The following is a 1,394-nucleotide window of genomic DNA, read 5'->3' as shown; positions in this document are numbered from 1 at the left end:
CTTCGTGGGCCAGGTGCTGGAACTGCGCGCGCGCGAACGCACCGGCGACGCGATCCGCGCGCTGCTGGACCTCGCGCCCAAGACCGCGCGGCGCATCCTGCCGGACGGCACCGAATACGACGCGCCGCTGGAAAACATCCTGGAAGGCGACCGGCTGCGGGTGCGTCCCGGCGATGCGGTGCCGGTCGACGGGACGGTGATCGAAGGACGCTCGTCGCTCGATGAGAGCATGCTGACCGGCGAGTCGATGCCCGTCGGGAAGGGTCCGGGCGATGCGGTGACCGGGGCCACGATCAACAAGAACGGCAGCCTCGTGATCGAGGCGGGCAAGGTCGGGTCCGACACAGTGCTGGCGCAGATCGTGGCGATGGTGTCGAACGCGCGGCGCTCGCGCGCGCCGATCCAGGGGCTGGCCGACCGGGTCTCGGCGGTCTTTGTGCCGACGGTGGTCGCCATCGCGATTATCACCTTCGTCGTCTGGCTGGCCTTCGGCCCCGAACCCGCGCTGGTCTTCGCCATTGCCTCCGCCGTGTCGGTGCTGATCATCGCCTGCCCCTGCGCGCTTGGGTTGGCGACACCGATCTCGATCACCACGGCGGCGGGGCGCGGGGCGCAGGCAGGCGTGCTGATCAAGGACGCGGAGGCGCTGGAGCGCATGGCTGGTGTCGATACGCTGATCGTGGACAAGACCGGCACCCTGACCATGGGCAAGCCGAAGCTGACGGATACCGTCGCGCTCGGGGAGATGAACGAGAGCGACCTGCTGGCGCTGGCCGCAGCCCTCGAGCGCGGCTCGGAACACCCACTGGCCGAAGCGATCGTCGAAGGGGCCGAGGCCGAGGGTGCGGCACGCCTTGAGTCTGCCGACTTCGAAGCAACGACCGGCAAGGGCGTGCAAGGCCGCGTCGGCGGGCGCGCGGTGGCGCTCGGCAATGCCGCGATGATGCGGGAGATGGGGCTCGACACCGACACGGCCGAGGCCAGGGCCGACACCCTGCGCGCCGAGGGCAAGACCGCGATGTTCGTCGCCGTCGATGGCGCGCTGGTGGGCATCGTGGCGGTGGCCGACCCGATCAAGGACTCGACCGCGCAGGCAATCAGGGAACTTCACGCGCTAGGGCTGCGGGTCATCATGGCGACGGGCGACAACGCACGCACGGCGCAGGCAGTCGCAGGCAAGCTCGGGATCGACGAGGTGCGCGCCGGCATCCTGCCCGAGGCCAAGAAGGAGCTGATCGACCGCTTGCGCCGCGATGGCCACAAGATCGCCATGGCAGGCGATGGCGTCAACGATGCGCCCGCGCTGGCCGCCGCCGATGTGGGCATCGCCATGGGAACGGGGGCCGATGTGGCGATGGAGAGCGCCGGCATCACCCTGCTGGGCGGTGACCTGT

Annotated in this window: 1 protein-coding gene; it reads left to right on the top strand. The window is 70.2% G+C overall.

The window, feature by feature from the left end:
* A partial coding sequence (locus HMH01_RS17715; protein ID WP_171327124.1) for a heavy metal translocating P-type ATPase occupies window positions 1-1,394 on the top strand: 1,394 nt, incomplete at both ends.

Source organism: Halovulum dunhuangense, from assembly GCF_013093415.1.
Classification (GTDB): domain Bacteria; phylum Pseudomonadota; class Alphaproteobacteria; order Rhodobacterales; family Rhodobacteraceae; genus Halovulum; species Halovulum dunhuangense.
This window is presented reverse-complemented; position numbering and strand designations above follow the sequence as displayed.